Annotated in this window: 21 protein-coding genes; 13 read left to right on the forward strand and 8 right to left on the reverse strand. The window is 60.2% G+C overall.

Features of this window, described 5'->3' with window-relative positions; translation table 11 throughout:
• The first annotated feature begins 94 nt into the window (after nucleotides 1-94).
• The 6 genes from AEQ67_RS15835 to AEQ67_RS15860 are packed head-to-tail and all read left to right on the forward strand — an operon-like array spanning nucleotide 95 to nucleotide 6,158.
• A complete protein-coding gene (locus AEQ67_RS15835) occupies nucleotides 95-3,013 on the forward strand; it encodes a monovalent cation/H+ antiporter subunit A (protein WP_059404778.1) in 2,919 nt (972 codons plus the stop codon).
• The gene (locus AEQ67_RS15840) at nucleotides 3,013-3,357 is read left to right on the forward strand and encodes a Na+/H+ antiporter subunit C (protein WP_059404779.1); all 345 of its coding nucleotides are present in this window, start codon (nucleotides 3,013-3,015) and stop codon (nucleotides 3,355-3,357) included. Before AEQ67_RS15835 ends, AEQ67_RS15840 begins: the two co-directional genes overlap by 1 nt.
• On the forward strand, nucleotides 3,354-5,039 hold the full coding sequence (locus AEQ67_RS15845; RefSeq protein WP_059404780.1) for a monovalent cation/H+ antiporter subunit D: 1,686 nt from the start codon (nucleotides 3,354-3,356) through the stop codon (nucleotides 5,037-5,039). Before AEQ67_RS15840 ends, AEQ67_RS15845 begins: the two co-directional genes overlap by 4 nt.
• Nucleotides 5,036-5,524, forward strand: coding sequence for a Na+/H+ antiporter subunit E (locus AEQ67_RS15850; RefSeq protein WP_059404781.1), 489 nt, complete (start codon nucleotides 5,036-5,038; stop codon nucleotides 5,522-5,524). The genes AEQ67_RS15845 and AEQ67_RS15850 overlap by 4 nt, the downstream gene beginning before the upstream one ends.
• Complete coding sequence (locus AEQ67_RS15855; RefSeq protein ID WP_059404782.1) at nucleotides 5,521-5,799, forward strand: K+/H+ antiporter subunit F; 279 nt, start codon at nucleotides 5,521-5,523, stop codon at nucleotides 5,797-5,799. The genes AEQ67_RS15850 and AEQ67_RS15855 overlap by 4 nt, the downstream gene beginning before the upstream one ends.
• Nucleotides 5,796-6,158, forward strand: a complete 363-nt coding sequence (locus tag AEQ67_RS15860) for a Na+/H+ antiporter subunit G (protein ID WP_059404783.1) — start codon at nucleotides 5,796-5,798, stop codon at nucleotides 6,156-6,158. The genes AEQ67_RS15855 and AEQ67_RS15860 overlap by 4 nt, the downstream gene beginning before the upstream one ends.
• Nucleotides 6,159-6,314: 156 nt before the next feature.
• Here AEQ67_RS15860 and AEQ67_RS15865 read toward each other — a convergent pair whose 3' ends face one another.
• Entirely contained in the window at nucleotides 6,315-6,752 is a 438-nt protein-coding gene (locus AEQ67_RS15865) for a DUF3995 domain-containing protein (RefSeq protein WP_059404784.1), read from the reverse strand.
• A 95-nt stretch (nucleotides 6,753-6,847) separates the two neighbouring features.
• Here AEQ67_RS15865 and AEQ67_RS15870 point away from each other — a divergent pair, with 95 nt between their 5' ends.
• Nucleotides 6,848-7,234: a DUF2946 domain-containing protein gene (locus AEQ67_RS15870; RefSeq protein WP_059404785.1), complete on the forward strand. Its 387-nt coding sequence runs from the start codon at nucleotides 6,848-6,850 to the stop codon at nucleotides 7,232-7,234.
• Nucleotides 7,235-7,323: 89 nt separating this feature from the next.
• Complete coding sequence (locus tag AEQ67_RS15875; RefSeq protein WP_059404786.1) at nucleotides 7,324-9,456, forward strand: TonB-dependent receptor; 2,133 nt, start codon at nucleotides 7,324-7,326, stop codon at nucleotides 9,454-9,456.
• A 93-nt stretch (nucleotides 9,457-9,549) separates the two neighbouring features.
• Here AEQ67_RS15875 and AEQ67_RS15880 read toward each other — a convergent pair whose 3' ends face one another.
• From AEQ67_RS15880 to AEQ67_RS15890, 3 genes are all read right to left on the reverse strand, one after another.
• Entirely contained in the window at nucleotides 9,550-10,563 is a 1,014-nt protein-coding gene (locus AEQ67_RS15880; protein WP_059404787.1) for an ABC transporter substrate-binding protein, read from the reverse strand.
• A 118-nt stretch (nucleotides 10,564-10,681) separates the two neighbouring features.
• Nucleotides 10,682-10,885 (reverse strand): hypothetical protein, encoded by a 204-nt coding sequence (locus AEQ67_RS15885; RefSeq protein ID WP_059404788.1) that lies wholly within the window; start codon nucleotides 10,883-10,885, stop codon nucleotides 10,682-10,684.
• Nucleotides 10,885-11,355: a hypothetical protein gene (locus tag AEQ67_RS15890; RefSeq protein WP_063854453.1), complete on the reverse strand. Its 471-nt coding sequence runs from the start codon at nucleotides 11,353-11,355 to the stop codon at nucleotides 10,885-10,887. The genes AEQ67_RS15885 and AEQ67_RS15890 overlap by 1 nt, the downstream gene beginning before the upstream one ends.
• Between AEQ67_RS15890 and AEQ67_RS36515 the strand changes: the two genes are divergently transcribed.
• The 4 genes from AEQ67_RS36515 to AEQ67_RS15905 all read left to right on the forward strand — a co-directional run bounded on the left by AEQ67_RS36515 (nucleotide 11,329) and on the right by AEQ67_RS15905 (nucleotide 12,776).
• Nucleotides 11,329-11,454, forward strand: coding sequence for a hypothetical protein (locus AEQ67_RS36515; RefSeq protein ID WP_269084737.1), 126 nt, complete (start codon nucleotides 11,329-11,331; stop codon nucleotides 11,452-11,454). The genes AEQ67_RS15890 and AEQ67_RS36515 overlap by 27 nt on opposite strands.
• 312 nt (nucleotides 11,455-11,766) lie before the next feature.
• The gene (locus AEQ67_RS15895; protein WP_059404790.1) at nucleotides 11,767-12,015 is read left to right on the forward strand and encodes a hypothetical protein; all 249 of its coding nucleotides are present in this window, start codon (nucleotides 11,767-11,769) and stop codon (nucleotides 12,013-12,015) included.
• A gap of 159 nt (nucleotides 12,016-12,174) precedes the next feature.
• A complete protein-coding gene (locus AEQ67_RS15900; RefSeq protein WP_033057642.1) occupies nucleotides 12,175-12,405 on the forward strand; it encodes a hypothetical protein in 231 nt (76 codons plus the stop codon).
• Between the two features lie 131 nt (nucleotides 12,406-12,536).
• Nucleotides 12,537-12,776 carry a DUF2789 domain-containing protein gene (locus tag AEQ67_RS15905; protein WP_059404791.1) on the forward strand — a complete coding sequence of 80 codons (240 nt, stop codon included), beginning with the start codon at nucleotides 12,537-12,539 and terminating at the stop codon, nucleotides 12,774-12,776.
• Between the two features lie 7 nt (nucleotides 12,777-12,783).
• Here the strand turns inward: AEQ67_RS15905 and AEQ67_RS15910 are convergent, their stop codons facing one another.
• From AEQ67_RS15910 to AEQ67_RS15920, 3 genes are all read right to left on the reverse strand, one after another.
• Nucleotides 12,784-12,987 (reverse strand): hypothetical protein, encoded by a 204-nt coding sequence (locus AEQ67_RS15910; protein ID WP_059404792.1) that lies wholly within the window; start codon nucleotides 12,985-12,987, stop codon nucleotides 12,784-12,786.
• A gap of 351 nt (nucleotides 12,988-13,338) precedes the next feature.
• Nucleotides 13,339-14,943, reverse strand: a complete 1,605-nt coding sequence (locus AEQ67_RS15915; protein WP_059404793.1) for a methyl-accepting chemotaxis protein — start codon at nucleotides 14,941-14,943, stop codon at nucleotides 13,339-13,341.
• 214 nt (nucleotides 14,944-15,157) lie between these two features.
• The gene (locus tag AEQ67_RS15920) at nucleotides 15,158-15,562 is read right to left on the reverse strand and encodes a TraR/DksA family transcriptional regulator (protein ID WP_007907888.1); all 405 of its coding nucleotides are present in this window, start codon (nucleotides 15,560-15,562) and stop codon (nucleotides 15,158-15,160) included.
• Between the two features lie 355 nt (nucleotides 15,563-15,917).
• On the opposite strand from AEQ67_RS15920, the gene AEQ67_RS15925 reads away from it, so the two are divergent.
• Complete coding sequence (locus AEQ67_RS15925) at nucleotides 15,918-16,529, forward strand: glutathione S-transferase (protein ID WP_059404794.1); 612 nt, start codon at nucleotides 15,918-15,920, stop codon at nucleotides 16,527-16,529.
• A gap of 258 nt (nucleotides 16,530-16,787) precedes the next feature.
• On the opposite strand, the gene AEQ67_RS15930 is transcribed toward AEQ67_RS15925, so the two are convergent.
• The gene (locus tag AEQ67_RS15930; RefSeq protein ID WP_059404795.1) at nucleotides 16,788-17,717 is read right to left on the reverse strand and encodes a hypothetical protein; all 930 of its coding nucleotides are present in this window, start codon (nucleotides 17,715-17,717) and stop codon (nucleotides 16,788-16,790) included.
• Nucleotides 17,718-17,850 lie beyond the last annotated feature (133 nt).

Genomic DNA, 17,850 nt, shown 5'->3' on the forward strand with positions numbered 1-17,850 from the left:
CAGCTACTTTGTAGGATTCTGCGACAGCTTGTCGTTTGGTGATCCGGGGGCTGGCACGTATGATGCTTCACAAACTTCCGCAGATTAGAAGCCTATGTCCCTGATAGTTCTACTGCTTCTGCCTTTTATCGGCAGCTGTGTGGCGGCCTTGCTGCCCCACAACGCGCGCAACACCGAATCGCTATTGGCTGGCCTGGTTGCCTTGATTGGCACCATTCAGGTGGCCCTCTTGTACCCGCAAATCGCCCACGGCGGCGTCATTCGCGAAGAATTCTTCTGGTTACCGAGCCTCGGCCTGAACTTTGTCCTGCGCATGGACGGCTTCGCCTGGCTGTTCTCGATGCTGGTGCTGGGGATCGGCACACTCGTGTCGTTGTATGCCCGCTACTACATGTCGCCGGACGATCCGGTGCCACGGTTCTTTGCATTTTTCCTGGCGTTCATGGGCGCCATGCTCGGGTTGGTGATCTCCGGCAACCTGATCCAGATCGTGTTTTTCTGGGAATTGACCAGCCTCTTTTCGTTTCTGTTGATCGGCTACTGGCACCACCGCTCCGATGCGCGACGTGGCGCCTACATGGCGCTGATGGTCACCGGCGCGGGCGGTTTGTGTTTGCTGGCGGGGGTCATGCTGCTTGGCCATGTGGGCGGCAGCTATGACCTGGACAAGGTCCTGGCCGCCGGCGATCTAATTCGTGCACATGCCCTCTACCCCATTCTGCTGCCCCTGATCCTGATCGGCGCCCTGAGCAAAAGCGCGCAATTCCCCTTCCACTTCTGGCTGCCCCACGCCATGGCGGCGCCAACGCCGGTCTCGGCGTATCTGCACTCGGCAACCATGGTCAAGGCCGGGGTATTTCTGCTGGCACGGCTTTGGCCGTCACTCTCCGGCAGCGAAGAATGGTTCTACATCGTCAGCGGCGCCGGCGCCTGCACCCTGTTGCTCGGCGCCTATTGCGCGATGTTCCAGAACGACCTCAAAGGCCTGCTGGCCTACTCGACCATCAGCCACCTGGGCCTGATCACCCTGCTGCTGGGCCTGAACAGCCCGCTGGCCGCCGTCGCCGCGGTGTTCCACATCCTCAATCACGCCACCTTCAAGGCCTCGCTGTTCATGGCGGCGGGGATCATCGACCACGAAAGCGGGACCCGCGACATTCGCAAGCTCAGCGGCCTGATCAAGCTGATCCCGTTCACCGCCACCCTGGCCATGGTCGCCAGCGCCTCGATGGCCGGTGTACCGCTGCTCAACGGCTTCCTCTCGAAAGAGATGTTCTTCGCCGAAACCGTGTTCATCAACGCCACCGCCTGGGTCGAGATGACCCTGCCGATCGTCGCGACCATCGCCGGCACATTCAGCGTCGCCTATTCGCTGCGCTTCACCGTTGACGTGTTCTTCGGCCCGACCGCCACCGACCTGCCGCACACCCCGCACGAACCGCCGCGCTGGATGCGCGCGCCGGTGGAGTTGCTGGTGTTCACGTGCCTGGTCGTGGGGATCTTTCCGGCGCAAGTGGTCGGCCCATTGCTTGCCGCCGCTGCGTTGCCGGTGGTTGGCGGCACCCTGCCGGAATACAGCCTGGCAATCTGGCACGGCTTGAACGCGCCAATGATCATGAGCCTGATCGCCATGTCTGGCGGCATTGTGCTCTACCTGTTGCTGCGCAATCAGCTCAAGCGCGGGCGCTTCAAGTACCCGCCGATCATTGGCCGGTTCAACGGCAAGCGCCTGTTCGAGCGCAGCCTGGTGGTCATGATGCGCCTGGCCCGTCGTCTGGAGCGGCGGATCAGTACCAAGCGCCTGCAAACTCAACTGTTCCTGATGGTGCTCGCCGCCGTGCTGGCCGGGTTGATCCCGATGCTTCACAGCAGCCTGAGCTGGGGCGACCGGCCGAAGATACCGGGCTCCATCGTGTTCGTGACCCTCTGGCTGCTGGCGATTGCCTGTGCACTCGGCGCCGCTTGGCAAGCCAAGTATCACCGGCTCGCGGCCCTGACCATGGTCAGCGTCTGCGGCCTGATGACCTGCATCACCTTCGTCTGGTTCTCGGCGCCGGACCTGGCGCTGACGCAACTGGTGGTCGAAGTGGTCACCACGGTGCTGATCCTGCTCGGCCTGCGCTGGTTGCCGCGACGGATCGAAGAGGTGTCGCCGTTGCCGAGCACTTTGCGCAAGGCGCGCATCCGCCGTATCCGCGACTTGCTGCTGTCGACGGTGGTCGGTGGCGGCATGGCGTTGCTGGCTTACGCAATGCTCACGCGGCAGACGCCGAACGACATTTCTTCGTTCTATCTTAGCCGTGCCTTGCCTGAAGGCGGCGGCAGCAACGTGGTCAACGTGATGCTGGTGGACTTCCGTGGCTTCGACACCCTTGGTGAAATCACCGTGCTGGTGGCCGTGGCGCTGACCGTGTTTGCCCTGCTGCGCCGTTTCCGCCCACCGAAAGAAAGCCTTCAGTTGCCGGCCCAACAGCGCTTGCTCGCGCCCGACGTGGTCACCGACCTGGTCAACCCGCGTCACGCCAGCGACACCGCGCTCGGTTTCATGATGGTCCCGGCGGTGCTGGTGCGCCTGCTGCTGCCGATTGCGTTTGTGGTGTCGGTCTACCTGTTCATGCGCGGGCACAATCAACCGGGCGGCGGGTTTGTCGCGGGCCTGGTGATGTCGGGGGCGTTCATCCTGCAATACATGGTCGCCGGCACTCAGTGGGTCGAGGCGCAAATGAGCCTGCGACCGCTGCGCTGGATGGGCCCCGGTTTGCTGTTCGCCACGGCCCCCGGGCTCGGGGCGATGGCCGTCGGCTATCCGTTCCTGACCACCCACCCCTGGCATGTCGAACTGCCGGTGCTGGGCGATATTCACATCGCCAGTGCGCTGTTCTTCGACATCGGCGTGTACGCCGTGGTGGTCGGCTCGACGCTGTTGATCCTCACCGCCCTCGCCCACCAATCGGTACGCGGCCACAAAACGGCGGCCCTGCCGAGAGCCGTCGCCACGAAAGGAACCGTCTGATGGAAGAAGTCATCGCAATCGCCATCGGCGTACTGGTGGCGTCCGGCGTCTGGCTGATCCTGCGGCCACGGACATTCCAGGTGGTCATGGGCTTGTGCCTGCTGTCTTACGGCGTCAACCTGTTCATCTTCAGCATGGGCAGTCTGTTCATCGGCAAGGAGCCGATCATCAAGGGCGGCGTGCCCCAGGACTTGCTGCATTACACCGATCCGCTGCCGCAAGCGCTGGTGTTGACCGCCATCGTCATCAGTTTTGCCATGACCGCGCTGTTCCTGGTGGTGTTGCTCGCCTCCCGGGGCCTGACCGGCACTGACCATGTGGATGGCCGGGAGCCTAAAGAATGAATGCGATGACGCACCTGATCGCCGCACCGATTCTGCTGCCGCTGCTGACTGCCGCCGTGATGCTGATGCTCGGCGAGAAACACCGACCGTTAAAAGCCAAGATCAACCTGTTCTCCAGCCTGGTGGGGTTGGGCATTGCCGTGCTGTTGCTGCAATGGACCCAGGAAACCGGCGTCCCCGGTTCAATCGGCGTGTACCTGCCGGGCAACTGGCAAGTGCCGTTCGGGATTGTGCTGGTGGTCGATCGCCTGTCGGCGTTGATGCTGGTGCTGACCGGGATCATCGGCGTCAGCGCCCTGCTGTTCGCCATGGCCCGTTGGGACGGCGCCGGCTCGAGCTTCCACGCACTGTTCCAGATTCAGATGATGGGCCTGTATGGCGCCTTCCTGACGGCGGACCTGTTCAACCTGTTCGTGTTTTTCGAAGTGCTGCTGGCCGCCTCTTATGGCCTGATGCTGCACGGTTCGGGCCGGGCGCGGGTGTCGTCGGGCCTGCATTACATCTCGATCAACCTGCTGGCCTCGTCGCTGTTCCTGATTGGCGCGGCGCTGATCTACGGCGTCACCGGCACGCTGAACATGGCCGACCTGGCGCTGAAAATCCCGCTGGTGCCGGAAGCCGATCGCGGCCTGCTGCACGCAGGCGCGGGGATTCTCGCGGTCGCGTTCCTGGCCAAGGCCGGGATGTGGCCGCTGAACTTCTGGCTGGTGCCGGCCTATTCGGCGGCGAGCGCACCGGTGGCGGCGATGTTCGCGATCATGACCAAGGTCGGCATCTACACCTTGCTGCGCCTGTGGACCTTGCTGTTCTCCGGCCAGGCCGGGGCGTCGGCGTACTTTGGCGGCGACTGGCTGATCTACGGCGGCATGGCGACTATCGTCTGCGCCGGCATGGCGATCCTCGCCGCGCAACGTCTGGAACGCCTGGCCAGCCTGAGCATTCTGGTGTCGGCGGGGATTCTGCTGTCGGCCATCGGTTTCGCCCAGCCGAACCTGATCGGCGCGGCGCTGTTCTATCTGGTCAGCTCGACCCTGGCGTTGAGCGCGCTGTTTCTGCTGGCTGAATTGATCGAACGTTCGCGTTCGGCCAATGAAATGCCGCTGTTCGATGACGGCGACCTGCTGCCACGGCCGATGGAATCGCTGCAACCGCCCAAAGGCATCAACCTCGACGATGAACAGAAAGCCGTGGTCGGCCAAGTGATCCCCTGGACGATGGCCTTCCTCGGTTTGAGTTTCATTGCCTGTTCGCTGCTGATCATTGGCATGCCGCCGCTCTCCGGGTTTATCGGCAAGCTCAGCCTGCTCAGCGCCCTGCTCAACCCACTGGGTCTGGGCAACGGCAGTGATGAACCTGTATCGAACGCGGCGTGGGGCTTGCTGGCGCTGTTGATTCTCTCCGGGCTGGCGTCGTTGATTGCCTTCTCGCGCTTGGGCATCCAGCGTTTCTGGACGCCTGAAGAACGGCCGTCGCCATTGTTACGCCGCTTCGAATGCGTGCCGATCATTGCTTTGCTGGGCTTGAGCATTGCGCTGACCTTCAAGGCCGAACCGCTGCTGCGCTACACCCAGGCTGCCGCCGATGCCTTGAACAACCCGCAGCAATACGTGATGGCGGTGCTGGGCACGCGTGCGGTTCCGAGCCCTGAAGCCAGGGCCGCGATGCTGGAGGTGCAGCCATGAAGCGTGTGTTTCCTGCACCGTGGTTGTCGCTGGCACTGTGGCTGTTGTGGCTGGTGCTGAACCTGTCGATGAGCCCCGGCAATCTGCTCATGGGCGCGGTGCTGGGCGTCTGCGCACCGCTGATGATGCGCAAGCTGCGACCGCTGCCGATCCGCATTCGTCGGCCCGGTGTCATTTTGCGTTTGTTCTTTATCGTCGGTCGCGATGTGCTGGTGTCCAACCTCGCTGTGGCCTGGGGCGTGCTCAATGCCGGCCGGCGTCCGCCGCGCTCGCAGTTCATCAAGGTGCCGCTGGACCTGCGCGATGCCAACGGCCTGGCGGCGCTGTCGATGATCTGCACGGTGGTGCCCGGCACGGTCTGGTCGGAACTGGCGCTGGACCGCAGCATTTTGTTGCTGCATGTCTTCGATCTGGATGACGAAGCGCTGTTTATCCAGCACTTCAAGGCGACCTATGAGCGCCCCTTGATGGAGATCTTCGAATGAGCCCGTTGCTGTCGAACGCGATCCTGCTGAGCCTGTTTATTTTTTCGCTGGCGATGATTCTGACCCTGATCCGGCTGTTCAAGGGGCCGTCGGCGCAGGACCGGGTCCTCGCGCTGGACTACCTGTACATCATCGCGATGCTGATGATGCTGGCGCTGGGCATTCGCTATGCCAGTGACACGTATTTCGAGGCGGCGCTGCTGATTGCGCTGTTCGGCTTCGTCGGCTCGTTTGCCCTGGCGAAATTCCTTCTGCGTGGCGAGGTCATCGAATGAACGCGGAACTGTCTCTGTGGGTTGAAATTCCGGTGGCGATCCTGCTGGTGCTCAGCAGCCTGTTTGCACTGATCGGGGCGATTGGCCTGGTGCGGATGAAAGATTACTTCCAGCGCATGCACCCGCCGGCGCTGGCCTCGACCTTGGGCGCATGGTGCGTGGCGTTGGCCTCGATCATTTATTTTTCGGCACTGAAATCCGCGCCGGTGCTGCATGCCTGGCTGATCCCGATTCTGCTGGCGATTACGGTGCCGGTGACCACGCTGTTGCTGGCGCGGGCGGCGTTGTTTCGCAAGCGCATGGCCGGGGATGATGTGCCGGCTGAGGTGAGTAGTCGGCGCTCCGAGACCGGGATTTGATCCACGGTTTATGTAGATTGATCTGGCCTCATCGCGGGCAAGCCCGCTCCCACAGTGACCGATGTCGTACAGATATTCTGTGTCCGGCACCGAACTTGTGGGAGCGGGCTTGCCCGCGATAGCAACAGTTCAGACAACACAGCAAGTCCAGTCGACTCAGATCCAGGCCACTGCCAACAACCCGGCCCCCAACACCACACACAACGGCGAATAGGCCCAGGTGTCGAGCCGGGCAAATTTCGAATCCTTGACCTGCTTGAAGAACCCCACCAGGTTCGAATCGCCGATCGCCCGGGCGAACATCAGCATCGCAATCGCGCTGATCACCCATTGCAACGACCAGTGATGCACCGTCGGCAGATACAGGCCGACCCGCAGGCACACCAGCATCGCGATCAGCAGCAAACCCACCGCCACCAGCAACGTGGCAAAGCCCGAAGGCTTGAAGGCCGGCCTCGATTCCCGGCCGTCCTCCGCCGGCACTCGCGGCACCGCCGCCTCGCTACCGAGTTTGCCACCCGCCGCCCAGTACAGGTGGATCAGGCTGATCAACAGGAAGATTGCAGCCATCCATTGCGCGACCATTAGGCTCATATTCAGACATCCAGCGTGAAATGTCGCAGCAGGATGAACTTCATTGAATGATTTTGTAAGGGTATTCGTCATAGGCGGTGGTAAAGTGCCGCTCCATGAAATTCGCTCGAACCGATCGCTCACTCATTGCCTGGATGCTCTATTGCTGCGTCCTGTTCAATGTGTTCGCCTGCAGCATCGGTCACGGCCAAATGGTCGGGATGCAGCTCAACGGCATCGGCGGCCAGTTCTGTGCGGTCGACCCGGCCACCCAGGCGCCGGCCTCGTCGAACACCTCCGAAGAGCAACTGCCGACCCTCTCCAAGGCATTCGGCTGCCCGTTGTGCTCCTCCGGTGGCATGGGCCCGGCGCTCAACTCCAGCCTGACCCTGGCGATCCTCCCGCAGCAACACAGCCCGCCCTTGGCCATCATCGCCAAGGCTGACCTCCCTGCCCGCCTCACCTGGCCCTCGGCCAATCCCCGCGCACCGCCCCTCGCCTGATTCCCTTCGCTTTTACCGATCAGCCCACCTCGCCAACGCGTGGCGTTCGTGTGTGCGCTGATTCCTAGCCAAGCCTTCAGGATTTACCGATGAAACGCATTCCTTTACTGGCGAGCCTGTTCGGCTGCCTGTCTGTTAACACCTGGGCGCAAGCCACCGTTGATCTGGCGCCGATTACCATTGATGGCGAGTCCGGCACCGAACCGGGCCTGAGCCTCGATCAGTCCAGCGGTATGGCCTCACGCCTGGGGCTGAGCGTGCGTGACACTCCGGCGTCTGTCGCCATCGCCGATCGCAATGACATCGAGCGCCACGGCGCACAAAACTTTCAGGACGCGGCGAACACCCTGCCCGGGGTGAATGCCAGTGCGCCGCCGGGCTTCGGCGGATTCGTCTCCTACCGTGGTTTCACCAGCAGCCAGATCACCCAGATGTTCAACGGCATCAACGTCTCCGGCGGCCTCGCGCGGCCGGTGGATGCGTGGATCTACGACCGGGTGGAACTGGTGGGCGGCCCGTCGTCGCTGATCAACGGCGCCGGCTCCGTGGGCGGTTCGCTGAACTACGTGACCAAACTGGCGACCCGTGAAGAGCAAGCTGTCGAAGGCCGGGTCAGCTACGGCACGTACGACACCACCGAGACCGCTTTCGGCCTCAACCACGCCCTGAGTGATGCCAGCGCGGACGTGCAGCACTACGCGCGCCTCGATGTCAGCCACAACACCGGCAACGGCTACATCGACCGTCAGGAGCGCGATGCCTGGAGCGTGGCGTTTTCCTTGCTCAGTGACCTGACGCCGAACCTGTCCCACACCCTGGCCCTGGAATATCAGGACGAGCATGAAGACAGCCCTTACTGGGGCACACCGGTGCTCAACCCCAAGGCCGGTGAATTGAAGATCGACAAGCACAACCGCTTCAACAACTACAACGTCGAAGACGGGCGCTACGAGCAGCGCACGATCTGGGTGCGCTCGATCATCGACTACCGGATCAACGACAGCACCACCCTGCGCAACACCCTCTACCACCTCGACAGCCAGCGCGATTACCGCAACCTCGAAACCTACCAGTACAACGCCGACAACAGCGCGGTGAACCGCTCCACGGCGTATCAGGTCCGGCATCAGGGTGAGCAGAATGGCAACCAGTTCGAACTGCGTCACGACACCACGCTGTTCGGACTGGACACCACCTGGAGCGGCGGTTTCGAGTACAAGGTCAACCAGACCACCAACTCGCCGCTGAACGTCAAAGGCGCGAGCACGGTCGACCCGAACAACTTTCAGCCGGGGCATTTCTATGACATTCCTGGCACCCGACAGGGTTTTGTCAGTGACAAAACCAACGAAGTCACGACCAAAGCCCTGTTCGCCGAGAACCGTTTGGCGCTGACCGACAAACTGGCGTTGCTGACCGGTGTGCGCTACGACGACATCGACCTCGACGTGACCAATCACCGGGAGGTGACCGCCAGCAATCCCCGGCACCTGAAACGCAGCTGGGAGCCGGTGACCGGCCGGGTCGGCCTGACCTACCAGTTCATTCCCTCCGCCAACGTCTACGTGCAATACAGCACCGCCGCCGAACAGCCCAACGGCACTCAGGACTTCGACGTCTCGACGGGCAAGCAATGGGAGGTTGGCAGTAAGTTTGATTATCTGGACGGACGCGGTTCGGCGACGGTGGCGGCGTACACCATCGAGCGCAAGGACTTCGCCGTGACCGATCCGCAGGACCCGACCGCCAGCATTGCGGTGGGTCAGCAGACGTCCAGGGGCATCGAACTGGCCAGTTCGTTGCGCATCACCGACAGGCTGTTGGCCGAGGGCAACTTCGCCTGGGTCGATGCGCAGTACGACGAATTCACCGAAAAGAATGCCGCCGGCGTGGTGGTTTCGCGCAAAGGCAACACCCCGACCAACGTGCCGGACCGGGTCGGCAATCTGTGGCTGACCTATGACTTTGCGCCGCAATGGCAAGGGGGCGTGGATGCGCGGTATGTGGCCTCGGTGTTTGCCGACAGCGCCAATACCCTGACCGTGCCGTCGTACACGCTGTTCGGGACATTCCTTAGTTTTAAGGTCGATCAGCACACCACCGTAACCGGCCGTGTGCGCAACCTGACCAACGAGGTGTATGCCGAGTTTGCGCATGTCTCGCCGGCGTATTACCTGGGGACGCCGCGCACGTTCGAGTTGGCGGTGCAGACGCGGGTTTAATCCTCCCCCCCTGTAGGAGCCGGCTTGCCGGCGATGGCCGTTGCGCGGTATGTCCGAATGACCGCGGCGCCTGTTTCGCCAGCAAGCCGGCTCCTACAGCCCGGCAGCCACCTTATCCGCCACATCCTTGGGCACCCAGGCCTGCCACACATCCGGGTGCGCCTTCATGAACGCCTCCGCCGCTTGCCGTGGCGGGGGGGGGTTTTCGCTCATCTGCGCCAACGCCTTGTTCAATGGATCAATCGGCAAGTCGACCTTGCTGAAGAACTCGGCAATCTGCGGATACTGCTTCTGGAAAGGCGTGGACACACCAATCGACAGCTTCGAGGCCAGTGAGCGCGTCGGTTTCGGGTTCGGGTTATCCGCGTCGGTCAGGGTTTTCCAGGCTTCGGCGTCGAATGGCGGCTCTTCCAGCTGAATCAGTTTGAAGCGACCGAGCAACGGCGTAGGCGACCAGTAATAGAACAGCACCGGTTTGCCGCGACGGATCGACGAGCTGATCTCCGCATCCAGTGCCGCCCCGGAACCGCTGCGGAAATTCACATAGCTTTCATCCAGCCCATACGCCTTGAGCTTCTGTTTGTTGACCACTTCCGAGGTCCAACCGATCGGGCTATTAAGGAAGCGCCCTTTGCCCGGCGATTCCGGATCGCTGAACACGCCTTTGTATTTCGGCAGGTCGCTGACACTGCGCAGGTCCGGCGCCAGCGGCTTGATGCCCTTGGACGGATCGCCCTTGATCACGTACTCGGGCACCCACCAGCCTTCGGTGGCGCCCTTGACCGTGTCGCCCAGGCTCACGACTTTCCCCTCGGCCTCAGCCTTGACCCAGACCGGACTACGACCGGCCCACTCTTCGCCAATGACCTGAATGTCATTGTTGGCCAGCGCGGTCTCCAGGGTGATGGTCGTGCCCGGCAAGGTGTCGGTCGGTAGCCCGTAGCCCTTCTCGACAATGATCCGCAGGATATCGGTGATCAGGCTACCGCTTTCCCAGTTCAGGTCGGCGAAGTGGATCGGCGCCTGGGCCGCGAACACCGGAACCGGCGAAGCCAACAATCCGAACGTGGCCAGGGTGGCCGCCAGCAACCGTCGAAATCCGTTCATGCTTTTGCACCTCGTGCTGTTCACAGCAATAGCAGGATGGCCTGGCAGAAGACCGCAAAGCCTCTGAATACTCAGTCAACTGACTGTAGTAGAGGTTCCTGCTTTCGAGGGTTGTCGATTAATTTTCGGAAGTTTCCTGCAAGCGCGCCAGCTCTCTTCTGACCATGCTGGCGTACTCCGCCGGACGCAACGTGTAGATCTGTGATGCCACCCAACCCAGCCAGGCGCCTTGCAGAACGGCCTTCTGGTCAAACAGCCGCAGGGCCTCGACTCGGGCGCTGGCCTGGTTCTGTTCGTGGAAGTCGGCGCGGGTCAGGGGCATTACTCGCTGGCCTTGAAGGTCACCAACTCACCCTTGCGCCACTTGGCCGCCTTGGCGGTCACGGCCTTGAGGGTTTTGGTCAGGCCTTCCTGCAACTGTTGGTGGGCGGCGAACACCATCACCACGCTATGCCCTTCCTTGAACACAATCGCGTGGCCGTCAGCGGTGGTCACGAACGCGTAATCCCCCAGCCCGTAGACCGTCAGTTTGATTTCGCGGAACTTGATGTCCAACTTGCCGCCTTCGCGGCTGGGCAATACCGACGCGCTGAAATGATCGCCGACCTTGAGTTTGAGCCCTGGCTTGTCGTCCACCACCAGTGCTGATTCGGTGTCGAGTTCGGCAATGTAAATGCCTTCAGCGTTCTGTTCGGTGATGTAAACGAAACGCGACTGGAACTGTTTAACCAGCTTTGCGCGCAAATCACCCAGCACGAACAAAGCATGCATATCGAGATTACTTACTGCCAAGGAAACATCCCCACATCTGAAAATGATGCCGCACGCGAAAAAAGCACACGGCAGAAAAAAGCGGCAATGCCGAAGGTGTCGCCAAATAACCCGGGTTGAAATCCTGAAACGAGCAGAGGGCTCATCCATCGCGAGGCGTGAGAAGACTACTGGAATGTCACTCGCGGCGTCTTGCCTGGTGTTCGTCAGAGGTTGAAGGAAAACGCCCTTCTAACGGCCAGAAAAACAGGATTACCAACTTTAAGGAAAAAACTCTTTAAAAAAAGCACTTTTCCGACATATCGCCCGCAAAAAATTGCTTTAGATGAACATCAATTGCCATCCAGTGACGGTGATTCTAGAGCAGCGATGCTCACCGAGACTACCCATTACGACGTACACGCGTCGGCAAAATAACGAAAAGGACTTCCTATGTGCACGCTGACACACTTCGCTACCCCCCATACGCCTTACACAAACAGTTCACCGTCGCCGTATCCGGTGGTGTTTGAACACCATGGATTTTACCCTGAGGTGCCCGCCCCGCTGCGCTTTCAGGTGGTTCTGGCCGGCAATGCCTTCTTCCACATCAAGGAAATTTCCACGGGTCGTGTCAGAGGTTTCCGAGCCAGCCATAACGAAGCCTGCGCGCTCGCCCGTTCGCTCGAATCACGCATTTGACACATCTGCGTCGTTCATCGCTATAGACGTTTCGTCACGCCGGCGACTTAGATCAGCCGCCGGCAGGCAACTACTGCCATACTGGCCGACCATTGAAGCGCATCCCCCAGGGCGGGCAGCGCTCAACACAACAAAACATTTCCAAGGGAAGGCAGCTACGTGACGGAATTTGATATCGGTGAATTTTTTATCCGGGGCGAAGCCAGAGAGGTCGAAGGCGAATTCCAGGCAGTCATTATCATGCGCGCCAAACCTCCGTTGACCACCGTGACGTATCACCAGGTCGAGAAGGATCGCTGGTTCAAGACGTCGGACGTCGCCGCCATCGCCGCCCAGGAGGCCGCCAAGGCCCTGAAGCTTGCCGTCGATGAAGGCGCATTGAAAGCCTGATAGTCCGGTTTGCGGTCTATGCTCACTCCTGCTGTTGAACATCGCTATCGAACTCCTGAAGCGCGGCCCCCTCAGATGCAGTGAAGCCGCACCTCAGATCTCGCACCCGCGCGACCAGCAAGGAGATGAAGATGGATTCACCTACACATGACTTGAAAGGTTTGTTCGACCAACTCGGCCTGGATTCCAACGAGAAGGCCATCGATGATTTCATTGCCAGCCATTCACCCATGGCCGACGACAAGAAGCTCATCGATGCCGAGTTCTGGACCCCGCAACAAGCAGGTTTCCTCAAAGAACAATTGCGTGAAGATGCCGATTGGGCTCGAGTGGTCGACGACCTGAACCTGCGCATGCACCAGATTCACTAGTCTCTGGTTAATGCAGGCTGTCGGGTGCTTCGGCGTTCAATTGCGCCAGCCAGGCAGCCCTGCACTCTTGCGCTTCCTCGCGACTGGAAAATGCCGTCCCCCGCCGTTCGCCGTTGAGCAGTACCACCCAGCAGACACTTTGCCCCATCGCACGCAAGCTGGCGGGCACACCGCTGCCGATCATGACGGCGACATCTACTCTGCTTTGCATGTTGACCTCTCGAATTTCATTAGCTGCCTAACTATGTAGGCATGATAATGAGTTCGTTGGGGAGGAAACAGTAACTGGGCTGCACAGATTAATTGCCAGAATGGCAACAATGCGGATTGGGTTGGGTTGAGGCCCGCCGCCATGGAAAGGGGCGGCAGATATGGCGCCAACGCAACGGCAAGATCAAAAGATCGCAGCCTTCGGCAGCTCCTACATTGGCCGTGCGTGCCCATCTATTTGTGTTGCACCGATACCCTGTAGGAGCGAGCTTGCTCGCGAAGGTTTTGAAGGCGCGGTGTTTATCCTGTTGGCACGCGTCATCGTTGACGTTCTTCGCGAGCAAGCTCGCTCCTACGGGTTTTTTTCCGGCTTATACCCCAACCGCAAACCACCCCAATGCCGCCCCTTGAGCATGATCGGCACCGAGAGGTCATGCATCAACTCACCCGTGTCACGGGTATAAGTCTGCAGCAACACAGCCTGCTGATGGCTGCCACAACGAATCCCGGTGCGGTCAGCAAATTTACGCTTCGTGCGATTTTGCAGGCTATCAACCTGCGCATCCCCCGTAAGCGGCTGACTAAACACCGTATTGTGAGTCGGCACATAACCCTGCTGCGTACAGGCAATGGCAAACACCAGACCTTCATGGCGCGGCAACAACGGTTCCTGAATCGCCGGCAACACCTGATCGGTATAGCGATCAAAGCGCGTCTGATACTTGACCGGGCTGGTATTGGGGATCGTCTGATAATTGCGATCAAACAGATCATCGAGGCTGACACGCCCTGCGTCGATATCCGCTTCAAAGCGCGCCGCAATCTGACCCGCCCCCTCACGGGCCAGGTCATAAATCCGTTGGTGATAATCATCCAGTCCAACTTCCGCCAGGCGTTCACTGATAGTTTCAGCCTGACCTTCCATTTGCACGGCCGCCTGGGCCAGACGCTGAGTCTGTTGGTCGCTGATCGCCAGATCGCTGCGCATCTGTTCGATGGCATGAAACAGACTGTCGAGCTGTTCGCGGTTGGTGTCAGCACCCCGGGCAATTTCCCCGACCTGGCGTTCGACACCCGCGGCCAGCCGGGCGATGTTCTCCAGGTGCTGACCGGTGTGTTCAACCTGCTCGACACCGGTGTCGAGGTCGCTGGAGAGTTGGCGGATCTGCTCCACCACTTGCGCAGTGCGTTGCTGGATATCAGCGACCATCTCCCCGACTTCGCCGGTCGCCGTCGCCGTGCGTGCGGCGAGCCCGCGTACCTCGTCGGCCACCACCGCAAATCCGCGCCCGTGCTCCCCGGCCCGCGCCGCTTCGATCGCTGCGTTCAAGGCCAGAAGATTGGTCTGGCTGGCAATCGACTGAATCACCAGGGTGACGCGCTGGATATCATCGCTGCGCAGGCTCAGGGCTTCGATCAGCTCACGACTGTTGCTGGCGCGCTGACTGAGTTGATGCATACGGGAGATGGACTCAATCAACTCCGTACGCCCCGCCGCACTGCTCTGATGAGCTTCGCTGGCCGCACTGAGCGCCTCCCGACTGAGTGTCGAGGTGGCTTGTTCGGTGGCAATCATCACTTCGGCATTGCTGACAATCTGCGCCGCTGCACTGAGTTGCGATTGCAGCTTGTCGGCCAGTTGCTTGACCGAAAATGCCACGCCGGCAGCCGACAGCGCGTTATGACTGGTGGTGTAGGAAAGATCGCGAGTCAGCTCGGCAATCGCGCTGGAGCTGTCGGTGGGGGTTGCCTCAGGAATCGCGCGCGAGCGCAGGCGAGGCAGCCAGATAATCAGCACCGCCAATGGCAGGCCAAGGTAAAGCGACCAGCCGCCAAGCGTCATGCCGCACAACAAAAGCATCAGGGCGATGCTTTGCAGCGTCGGCGTCAGCCAGAGGTTTTTCGGCAAAAGCACTGGTGCAGGCACAGGCCCAACCAGAGATCCGTCTCTCGACATCTTCGTCACCCCATGCGTCTTCTAATTGTTGTGTCGGCATTAAACGCCACTAGTGGGCCATTATCTATGGTCCATTAGTAGTGGGCGTTGCAGCAGATCAATAGAAGTGCGCAAGGTTTGCGGGCGACAAAAAGCTTCGCGGGCAAGCCCGCTCCCACACGTTCAACACGAACCATGTGGGAGCGGGCTTGCCCGCGATGGGGACGCTACGAAATCAGGCCTGACGCTGGTGCTTGTCGATCTGTTCGTGACGCTCTTGAGCTTCGATGCAGTATTTGGTGGTCGGGCTGATCAGCAAGCGCTTCAGGCCAATGGCCTCGCCGCTGTCGTCGCACCAGCCGAAGCTGTCTTCTTTGATGCGTTCCAGAGCCTGTTCCAACTGAGGCAGCATGCGCTGGTCGCGATCGATCGCGTTCACCAGCCAGGTGCGCTCTTCTTCAACAGAAGCCGCGTCGGCCGGGTCAGCCGGGGTGTCCAGGCTTTCGATGGCGATACGGTTCTGCTCGATGCGCTCATGGGTTTCGACTTTCATGTTCTGCAACAGCTCAGAGAAAAAAGCATGTTGCTCGGCATTCATGTAGTCATCCGCCGGCATGGCCAGCAACTTGTCCTTTGTCATTGATATCTCTATAAAAAAACGTGCATTAAGGCGAATTAGGGAGCGTTCCGGCGGACCTGGTCTGGCCATCGGAAAGGCGCCGTTTATTCCAAGCGCCACCCGGCACTCAATTTACGAGGGGCGGCAGTCTAAGGCCGACTTGAGGCCTCAGCAACTGAAAAGACAGCGAATTTGTCCGACAAAGCCTCGAAAGTGCTCTACGGGAGGCTATGAGGTGGTTATCGGAGTGCGTTTATAGCAAGAAATTCAATCGAGCGGCTGTATATAGAAGACAAACGGCTGCGCCACGCTTGCAGCGCGCGGAGCCTAAGCTAAGGTTGTCCGTCCTGAAATCGTCATCTGAAGGAGCAGTTCAATGAAGTTGATCGGCATGCTGGATTCGCCTTATGTGCGGCGCGTCGCCATTTCCGCCAAACGCCTTGGCATCCCGTTGGAGCACGAATCGGTTTCAGTGTTTCGGCATTTCGACCTGTTCCAGCTGATCAACCCGGTGGTCAAGGCCCCTACCCTGGTGCTGGATGACGGTGAAGTGTTGATCGACTCGACGCTGATCATCGATTACCTGGAAGCCTTGGCGGGTCCCGGCAAGAGCCTGATGCCCGGCAACCTTGATCAACGACTGCGCGCGTTGCGCCTGATTGGCCTGGCGTTGGCGGCGTGCGAGAAGTCCGTGCAGATTTACTACGAACGCACCCTGCGCCCGGCGCACATTCAATTCGAACCGTGGGTGGAGCGGGTCGAAGGGCAATTGGCGGCGGCGTATTCGGCGCTGGAGCGGGAACTGGAAAAGCAGCCGCTGAAGACTGACGGTTCGATTGATCAGGACGGGATTACCCTGGCGGTAGCGTGGAGTTTTACCAACCTGGTGGTGCCGGATCAGGTGGAGGCTGCGCAGTTTCCGTTGATCAGCGCGTTCACCGAGTATGCCGAGGGGCTTGAGGCGTTTGTCAGTACACCGATTGAGTGATGGCTTGTGAAGATCAAAAGATCGCAGCCTTCGGCAGCTCCTACATTTAAAACGCGATCCCCTGTAGGAGCTGCCGAAGGCTGCGATCTTTTGACTATGATCTCCCCAAAACGCAAAACGCCGCTTCCACCAGAGGCAGAAGCGGCAGAGGCACAAGCCCCAGCGTAATCAGTGCATGAACAGGGCGATCAGGATGATGATCGGGATCGGTACGCCGAGAAAGAACAACAGTAATGAGCGCATGAGGGTTCTCCTGGGTTAACGAACAGGGGTGGTGACGTAGGTTTCGGATTCCAGATACACCACCGCATCCCGACGACGACCGCCGTAGGTTGCAGCGAGGCTGGCGAAAAACGCACCGATCAGCAGCGCAATGAACATCCACAACGAGGTCCATGCAGCAACCTTGGCGGCCGTGTCAGCGGCCTGTTGTGCAGCCACTTTGGCGTCGGCCACGGCTTTTTGGGTGCGGGCATAGACTTCATCGACACGACGTTCTGCGTCCGCTTGGGTGAGGTTGGTTCGTTGGGCGACCATTTGTGCCAGGTAGGTACGATCTTCGGCAGCCAATTGACCGCCATTGCTCAAACTGCGCACAAAGATACGAGTCACGGTGCCACGGGCGGCGTCATCGCTGACGGCGGCCGGACGGTCATCGCGAAACAGGCTGTCGACGAAATAACCGTACTGATCACTGTTGGTGTTAGCGGCGGCAGTACCAGCAGCCTGCGTCGCCACACTCGCGGCCCCACCGACTACATTCGCCCCGGCCTGAACACCACCGCTGACGATGCTGCTGACCGAGCCGACCACCAGGGTCGCGGTCACCAGCGTCGCCACGCACCAGGCCAGAAAGCCATGGGCCGTGTCACGGAAATAAACTTCATCGCCGTGCATGTTCGCCCACTTCACCCGCAGGCGGCCGGCTATATAGCCACCGAGTCCGGACGCGACGATTTGAGTCGCCGCCAGCCAGACAATCGTCGAAATGCCCAGGCCCTTGGCGCTCACGCCTTCATTGGCCCACGGCGACACCGCCGAAAAACCCAGGCCGAATCCGAGCAGCACCAGGATCAGCGACAACGCCGCCGCAGCAGCAGCCCCGGCGAAAATCGCGCCCCAGGACACGCCAGAGGACGTGCTTGATTCTTCCGCGAGAGGATAGAAACCATCAGAGGATCTATTCATTGTTGTATCGCTCCAGGCATGAAAGATGGTGTTACAACTCTTCGTATTGAGGAATTGCAGTCACCGTGCCAGATGCCAACTTTGAATAAATCGAATTATTTCAATAGGTTATAAAGTTTGAACTTCCGAAATC

The organism is Pseudomonas sp. RIT-PI-q, assembly GCF_001297125.1.
Taxonomy (GTDB): Bacteria; Pseudomonadota; Gammaproteobacteria; order Pseudomonadales; family Pseudomonadaceae; genus Aquipseudomonas.